Origin of the sequence: Stenotrophomonas sp. 278 (genome assembly GCF_003935715.1) — a bacterium.
GTDB classification, from domain to species: domain Bacteria; phylum Pseudomonadota; class Gammaproteobacteria; order Xanthomonadales; family Xanthomonadaceae; genus Stenotrophomonas; species Stenotrophomonas maltophilia_AH.
On record NZ_RHPP01000011.1, the window covers coordinates 46872 to 53748 of the forward strand.

Consider the following 6877-nt stretch of genomic DNA (forward strand, 5'->3'; position numbering starts at 1 on the left):
CGGAAAAGTCAGTCATGGGAGATGCGGTTGCGCAGCAGGATGCCGCGCGCCGAAAGGCTTACCAGCAGCACGAACAGGGTCAGCACGAGGGCGCCGGCCCAGGCCAGGGTCTGCCAGGATTCATACGGGCTGCCGGCGAACTGGTTCATCACCACCGGCACGCTGGCCATCGGCTGGAACACGTTGCTGTTCCAGTACTGGTTGCCGAAGGCGGTGAACAGCAGCGGGGCGGTTTCGCCGGAAATGCGCGCCAGCGCCAGCAGGATGCCGGTGACGATGCCGGCCGAAGCACTGCGGTACAGCACCTGCACGATCACCTTCCACTGCGGGATACCCAGCGACAGCGCGGCTTCGCGCATCTGCGAGGGCACCAGGCGCAGCATTTCATCGGTGGTGCGCACCACCACCGGCAGCACGATGAAGGCCAGCGCCAGCGCACCGGCAAAGGCGGAGAAGTTGCCGCCGGTCTGCATCACGTACAGGGTGTACACGAACAGGCCGAGCACGATCGACGGGGCCGACAGCAGGATGTCATTGACGAAGCGGACCACGGTGCCGGCCTTGCGGGCGTTGCCGTACTCGGCCAGCCAGGTACCGGCCAGCACACCCAGCGGGGTGCCGATGGCAATGGCCAGCGCGCACATCACCGCGCTGCCGAAGAAGGCATTGGCCAGGCCGCCTTCCTGCATCGGCGGCGGGGTCATCTGGGTGAACAGGTTCCAGTTGATGCCGGCCAGGCCCTTGGCGGCCAGCGTCCACAGGATCCAGCCCAGGAAGAACAGGCCGAACAGCGCGGTGGCCACCGACAGCGCGATGGCAACGACGTTGCCGATACGGCGGCGCAGGTACAGCGAATCAGCGGCGGTGGACATCAGTTGCCCTCCTTGCGGGCCAGGCGCATCAGCATCAGGCGGGCAATCGCCAGCACCACGAAGGTCACGATGAACAGCACGAAGCCGAGCAGCAGCAGTGCCGACCGGTAGGTCTCGGTGGCCTCACCGAAGTCGTTGGCGATCAGCGCGGCAATGGTGGTGCCCGGTTCCAGCAGCGAGGGCGACAGGCGCACGCTGTTGCCGATCACGAAGGCCACCGCCATGGTTTCGCCCAGCGCACGGCCCAGGCCGAGGAACACGCCGCCGATCACCGCCGAACGGGTATAGGGCAGCACGATGTCCCAGCTGACTTCCCATTTGGTGGAACCCAGCGCATAGGCCGATTCCTTCAGGCGGGTCGGCACGGTCAGGAACACTTCGCGCATCACCGAGGAGATGAACGGAATGACCATGATCGCCAGCACGAAGCTGGCGGTCAGCACGCCGATGCCCAGCGGCGGACCCTGGAACAGCGGGCCGATCAAGGGCCATTCGCCCAGGGTTTCATTGAGGGTGGGGGTGACATACTCGGTCATCACCGGGACCAGCACGAACAGGCCCCACATGCCGTAGATGATCGAGGGAATGCCGGCCAGCAGTTCGATGGCGGTGCCCACCGGGCCGCGCATCCAGCGCGGAGCCACCTCGGTCAGGAAGAAGGCGATGCCGAAGCTCACCGGCACGGCGATCAGCATCGCGATGAAGGCGGTGACCAGGGTGCCGTAGATCGGGGCCAATGCACCGAACTTGTTCTCGACCGGATTCCAGTCAGAGGAGTAGAAGAAGCTCAGGCCCTGCTCCTGCAGGGCGTGACGACCGCCCCACAGCATCGACAGTGCCGCGCAGGCCAGTGCGATCAGGGCCAGGACAACGGTGGTGACCAGTACCGCTTTGAAGATCTTGTCGTTGCGGGCGTCACGCATGTCGCGCGTGGACGGTGCAGGTACAGGCTGGGCGATGGCATTCATGGGAAAGGCTGGGGCCCAAATGAGTGATGTAGAGCCGGGCTCTGCCCGGCTGCATGTGGGATTTCGGCATTCCGCAATGCCGGGCAGAGCCCGGCACTACGCGAAGTGCCCCAAGGGGCGCTTTCTTACTTGAACTCGCTGGACCAGTAGCCTTCGATCTGGGTCACCAGTTCCGCCGGCAGCGGCACGTAGTGCAGTTCGTTGGCCTGGGCCTGGCCGTTCTCGAAGGCCCACTTGAAGAACGCCAGGGTGTCCTTGCTGCGCTTGGCATCCTTGGGCTGCTTGTGCATCAGCATGAAGTTGGTGGCGGTGATCGGCCATGCCTGGTCGCCCGGGGCATTGGTGATGACCAGGTTGAAGTCCTTGGCGCTGGCCCAGTCGGCGCTGGCGGCGGCAGCGGCAAAGGTTTCAGCGGTCGGCTGCACCCAGTTGCCCGCGGCGTTCTGCATCGAGGCGTACGGCATGCCGTTCTGCAGCGCGTAGGCCAGTTCCACGTAGCCGATCGAACCCTTGATCTGCTTCACGTACGAGGCCACGCCTTCATTGCCCTTGCCACCCACGCCGTCCGGCCACTGTACCGAGGTGCCTTCGCCGACCTTGCTCTTCCAGTCCGGGCTGACCTTGGACAGGTAGTTGGAGAAGTTGAAGGTGGTGCCCGAACCGTCGGAACGGTGGACCAGGGTGATCTTGCCGTCGGGCAGCTTCACGCCCGGGTTGGCGGCGACGATGGCCGGGTCGTTCCAGGTCTTCACCTTGCCGAGGAAGATGTCCGCGAGCAGGGCACCGCTCAGGCGCAGCTTGCCGGCTTCCAGGCCTTCAATGTTGACCACCGGGACCACGCCGCCGATGGCGGACGGGAACTGGCCCAGGCCGGCCTGCGCCAACTCTTCGCTGGACAGCGGCTTGTCGGACGAGCCGAAATCAACCGTGCCGGCCTTGATCTGGGCGATACCGCCGCCCGAGCCGATCGACTGGTAGTTGACCTTGGCACCGGTGGCGGCGTTGTAGTCGGCCGACCACTTGGACACCAGCGGGAAAATGAAGGAAGCGCCGGCACCGGAAATCTCGGCGCTGACCTTGTCGCCTGCGGCCGGTGCAGCAGCAGCCGGGGCGTCGGCGGCCGGGGCGGTCGCCTGGCCTTCAGCGGCAGGCTTGCAGGCGGACAGGCCCAGGGCGATGGCCAGGGAAAGGGCGGCGAAGCCGGCCGATTGCAGTTTCATGCGTCACTCCATAGCGGGAAAAGGGCCGGGCTGGCCGGCTGACGCTGCTATGAAATGATGTTTTTGTTACAGCCGTATGACGTCGTGGTCGGGCATGGTCAAATGACTTATGAAACAATGGGTTGAGATGCGTTTTGGCCGAAAGCGAGACAGCTGCAGCGGCCTGCTTGAAACAAAAAAGCGCGGATCAGACGATCCGCGCCCGGGGTGCCGCCAAGGGGAGAGAGGTCCTGGCGGCACCGTTGCTCTGTTCCGGCAGTGCCGACCAACGGTCGGCACCTACCGGTCAATGCACCGGTGAGGATTCACCGGTAGGTCACGACCGTTGGTCGTGACCGGGTCGATCAGTACTTCAGGTTCTGCGTCCAGTAGGTCTCGACCTGCTTGACCAGCGAGTCCGGCAGCGGCACGTAGTCCAGCTGCTTGGCCTGGGCGTCGCCGTTCTTGTAGATCCAGCGGAAGAACTCCTGGGTCGCCTTGGCGCCGGCGGCGTTCTTCGGCTGCTTCTGGACCAGGATGAAGTTGGTGGCGGTGATCGGCCACGCTTCTGCGCCCGGGGCGTTGGTCATGACCAGGTAGAAGTCCTTGGCGTTGGCCCAGTCGGCGCTGGCGGCGGCAGCGGAGAACGAAGCATCGCTCGGCTGCACGATCTTGCCCGCAGCATTCTTCATGGCGGTGTAGGCCAGCTTGTTCTGCAGGGCGTAGGACAGTTCGACATAGCCGATGCCGCCCTTGATCTGCTTCACGTAAGCGGCAACGCCTTCGTTGCCCTTGCCGCCGATGCCGGCCGGCCACTGCACGGAGGTGCCTTCACCGACCTTGCTCTTCCACTCCGGGTTGACCTTGGAGAGGTAATTGACGAAGTTGAAGGTGGTGCCCGAACCGTCGGAACGGTGGACGATGGTGATCTTCTGCGACGGCAGGGTCAGGCCCGGGTTCAGCGCGGCAATGGCCGGGTCGTTCCAGGTCTTCACCTTGCCCAGGAAGATGTTGCCCAGGGTGGTACCGTCCAGCTTCAGCGCGCCCGGAGCGACGCCCGGCACGTTGACCACCGGCACCACGCCGCCGATCACCGACGGGAACTGGGCCAGGCCGGCCGAGGCCAGCTCTTCCGGCTTCAGCGGCGCATCGGACGAGCCGAAGTCAACCGTCTTGGCCTTGATCTGGGCGATACCGCCGCCGGAACCGATGGACTGGTAGTTGACCTTCTTGCCGGTGGCGGCGTTGTAATCGGCCGACCACTTGGACATGACCGGATAAATGAACGAAGCGCCTGCGCCGGTGACATCAGCAGCATTGGCGGCAAACACGGACGACGCGGCAATGACGGCTACGGCAAGGCGCGACTTGAAGGCGTGGATCACGGGGTGGCTCCTGGGATGGATGACGGTGCGGGGTGTCCCGCCCGGCGCTCATTCCATAACGATCTCGTGACAGCGCGGCGACTGTCATATGAAAGACCTGTGACAGCGCGCTGCGCTGTCGATCGAAAGGCAGCCGGGCAAGCCCGGCTCTATGGCCACGCGCGCGGGCGGCAGGTAGCGTCGGTCGCAAGACGACGGCCGTGAACGGCTCAACGCCCGGTAACGCATGACCCCAAAACGAAAACGTAAAAAGGGCGCAGCCCAAGCTGCGCCCTTTTATTACAGACAACTACCCGGACTTACCAGAAGAACTGCAGACGCGCTTCCAGGATGTTCGGATCGTCATTGACGAAGGTACGGCTGGACGAGCTGTACTTCTTGCTGTCGACCATGACGTAGTTCAGCATGAACTTGGTGTTGGAACGCCAGTAGTAGTTCACGCCCACGGTCCAGATGTCCATCTTGCCGCCGAGCACGCCGTCGACGATCGGTGCAGCGCCGGCTACCGGATTGGCACGCAGGCCACCGTCGTCCAGGTTCATCGAGTCGTAACGCGCGCCCAGCTGCCACATGCCGCGGCCCGGCTCGTCCGGCAGGCCGGTGCTCGGCACACCGCTCTTGTAGCCCCAGGTTTCGCCGGTGATGTTCCACACGCCGCTGACGTAGAAGCCGTCGCTGGTGTAGTTGTCGCGCGTCATGCGCTTGGCCTTGCTGGTGTAGTACTCAGCCTGGGCCTTGAACGGACCGCCGATGTACATCGCTTCAGCACCGAGGGTGCTGACCTTGTCGGTGTCGGTCATGTTGCCGCTGTCGACCAGGCGTGCGGTGGCCAGGTCGGCGTTCGGACGGGCACGCACGCGCAGGGTGTCGGCGTCGGTGTCGTAGTCGACATAGCTCAGGCCGAAGTGCAGGACCTGGCCCTTCTCGTTGATCGGAGCCCAGGTGCCACGTGCACCGTAGCCGCTGCCGTGGGCCAGGTTGCGGGTCAGCTCGCGGCCGAAGGCGGCGGCGGTGATCGACCAGTTGTTGTCACCGTAGCTGTAGGCACCACCCAGGCGACGCGCGACGGCGTAGGTGTTGGTGACCGCAGCCTTGGAGATGAAGTCGTTGTTCTTGGTGCTGGACAGTTCTTCCAGGCTGTTGGGCTGCTTGAACTGGCCGGCCTGGATGAAGTGGTTGGAGTTGCCGCCCAGCTTGTACTTGACGTTGGTGTCGAGGAACTTGTCGGCCTTGGCGTCGTAACCGACGACCCATTCCAGGTTGCCCGGGCCCTTGCCCTTGAGCACCAGTTCGGCGCGGCGCAGCTCGAACTCGCTGTCCTTGCCGTTGCCTGCGTCGCCGCCGTTGAGGTCGGTCACATCGTTGTCGAACCAGTTGCCGTCGGCCTGGACCAGGCCTTCAAACGTGATCTCCGAACCACCGATCACGTCGATGGCCACTTCGGCGTGAGCGGCCGGCACGTACAGCGCGGCGACCACGGCCGCAGTGAGGAGTTGGCGATGCAGTTTCATGGAGAGGAGCCTTGCAGGCAGGTGGGAAGATGCTGCGCAGGCTAGATCGTGAAGATTGCGTAAATGTGACAGTTCCAGACAATACGGCACCGGCACGGAGCCACGCGCCGTCAAGGGCTGCCATTGATGCCAGAGCCAGATGACTGCGCGATTGCGCGCAGATGGCAGTCACGCCGCCCGGTTCAGGCGGCGGTTTTCTGCTTGAAGCGGCACAGGTCGCGGATCACGCACTGCGGGCAGTCCGGCTTGCGCGCCTTGCACACATAGCGGCCGTGCAGGATCAGCCAGTGGTGGGCGTCGAGCAGGAACTCGGCCGGAATCACCTTCACCAGCAGGTCTTCGACGGCGCGCACGTCCTTGCCCGGGGCCAGGCCGGTGCGGTTGGCGACCCGGAAGATGTGGGTGTCCACGGCCATGACGGGTTGGCCAAAGGCGGTGTTGAGCACTACGTTGGCGGTTTTGCGGCCGACGCCGGGCAGCGCTTCGAGCGCGGCGCGGTCGCGTGGGACTTCTCCCCCGTGCTGTTCGATCAACAAGCGGCAGGTGGCGATCACATTTTTCGCCTTGGCATTGAACAGACCGATCGTCGAGATGTATTTCTTCAGGCCGTCTTCGCCCAACGCAAGGATCGCCTGTGGCGTGTTGGCCACGGGGAACAGTTTTCGGGTGGCCTTGTTTACGCCGACGTCGGTGGCCTGCGCGGACAGCGCGACCGCGACCAGCAGTTCGAACGGCGAGCTGTATTCCAGTTCGGTTTTCGGATGCGGATTGAGTTCACGCAGGCGGGTGAACATTTCCACCACGTCGGCTTTGGGCATGCGCGCGCTGCGCGGCGCAGCCTTGGTTGCAGGGGGCATCAGGTCGGTTTTCCGGCGGCCTTGGCCTTGGCCCGCGCCAGAATGGCGGCGGCAGCGGCAGGCAGGGCGGGTTTGAGGTCGGGGG

At 64.5% G+C, this 6877-nt stretch carries 6 protein-coding genes; all 6 read right to left on the bottom strand.

Annotated elements, in window-relative coordinates; all coding sequences use genetic code 11:
• Window positions 1–8: 8 nt before the first annotated feature.
• The 6 genes from pstA to nth all read right to left on the bottom strand — a co-directional run bounded on the left by pstA (window position 9) and on the right by nth (window position 6792).
• A complete protein-coding gene (pstA, locus tag EGJ34_RS03600; RefSeq protein WP_125359164.1) occupies window positions 9–872 on the bottom strand; it encodes a phosphate ABC transporter permease PstA in 864 nt (287 codons plus the stop codon).
• Window positions 872–1840: a phosphate ABC transporter permease subunit PstC gene (pstC, locus tag EGJ34_RS03605; protein ID WP_125359165.1), complete on the bottom strand. Its 969-nt coding sequence runs from the start codon at window positions 1838–1840 to the stop codon at window positions 872–874. The genes pstA and pstC overlap by 1 nt, the downstream gene beginning before the upstream one ends.
• Before the next feature lie 125 nt (window positions 1841–1965).
• Window positions 1966–3060, bottom strand: coding sequence for a phosphate ABC transporter substrate-binding protein PstS (pstS, locus tag EGJ34_RS03610; RefSeq protein ID WP_125359166.1), 1095 nt, complete (start codon window positions 3058–3060; stop codon window positions 1966–1968).
• Between the two features lie 344 nt (window positions 3061–3404).
• The gene (pstS, locus tag EGJ34_RS03615; protein WP_125359167.1) at window positions 3405–4424 is read right to left on the bottom strand and encodes a phosphate ABC transporter substrate-binding protein PstS; all 1020 of its coding nucleotides are present in this window, start codon (window positions 4422–4424) and stop codon (window positions 3405–3407) included.
• A gap of 299 nt (window positions 4425–4723) precedes the next feature.
• Window positions 4724–5935, bottom strand: coding sequence for an OprO/OprP family phosphate-selective porin (locus tag EGJ34_RS03620; protein WP_185750050.1), 1212 nt, complete (start codon window positions 5933–5935; stop codon window positions 4724–4726).
• Window positions 5936–6117: 182 nt separating this feature from the next.
• On the bottom strand, window positions 6118–6792 hold the full coding sequence (gene nth, locus EGJ34_RS03625; protein ID WP_125359168.1) for an endonuclease III: 675 nt from the start codon (window positions 6790–6792) through the stop codon (window positions 6118–6120).
• Window positions 6793–6877 lie beyond the last annotated feature (85 nt).

What these genes read in the sequence shown, in the direction of transcription:
- pstA (WP_125359164.1), bottom strand. Translation starts at nt 872, where the DNA reads ATGTCCACCGCCGCTGATTCGCTGTACCTGCGCCGCCGTATCGGCAAC.
- pstS (WP_125359166.1), bottom strand. Translation starts at nt 3,060, where the DNA reads ATGAAACTGCAATCGGCCGGCTTCGCCGCCCTTTCCCTGGCCATCGCC.
- pstC (WP_125359165.1), bottom strand. Translation starts at nt 1,840, where the DNA reads ATGAATGCCATCGCCCAGCCTGTACCTGCACCGTCCACGCGCGACATG.
- nth (WP_125359168.1), bottom strand. Translation starts at nt 6,792, where the DNA reads ATGCCCCCTGCAACCAAGGCTGCGCCGCGCAGCGCGCGCATGCCCAAA.
- EGJ34_RS03620 (WP_185750050.1), bottom strand. Translation starts at nt 5,935, where the DNA reads ATGAAACTGCATCGCCAACTCCTCACTGCGGCCGTGGTCGCCGCGCTG.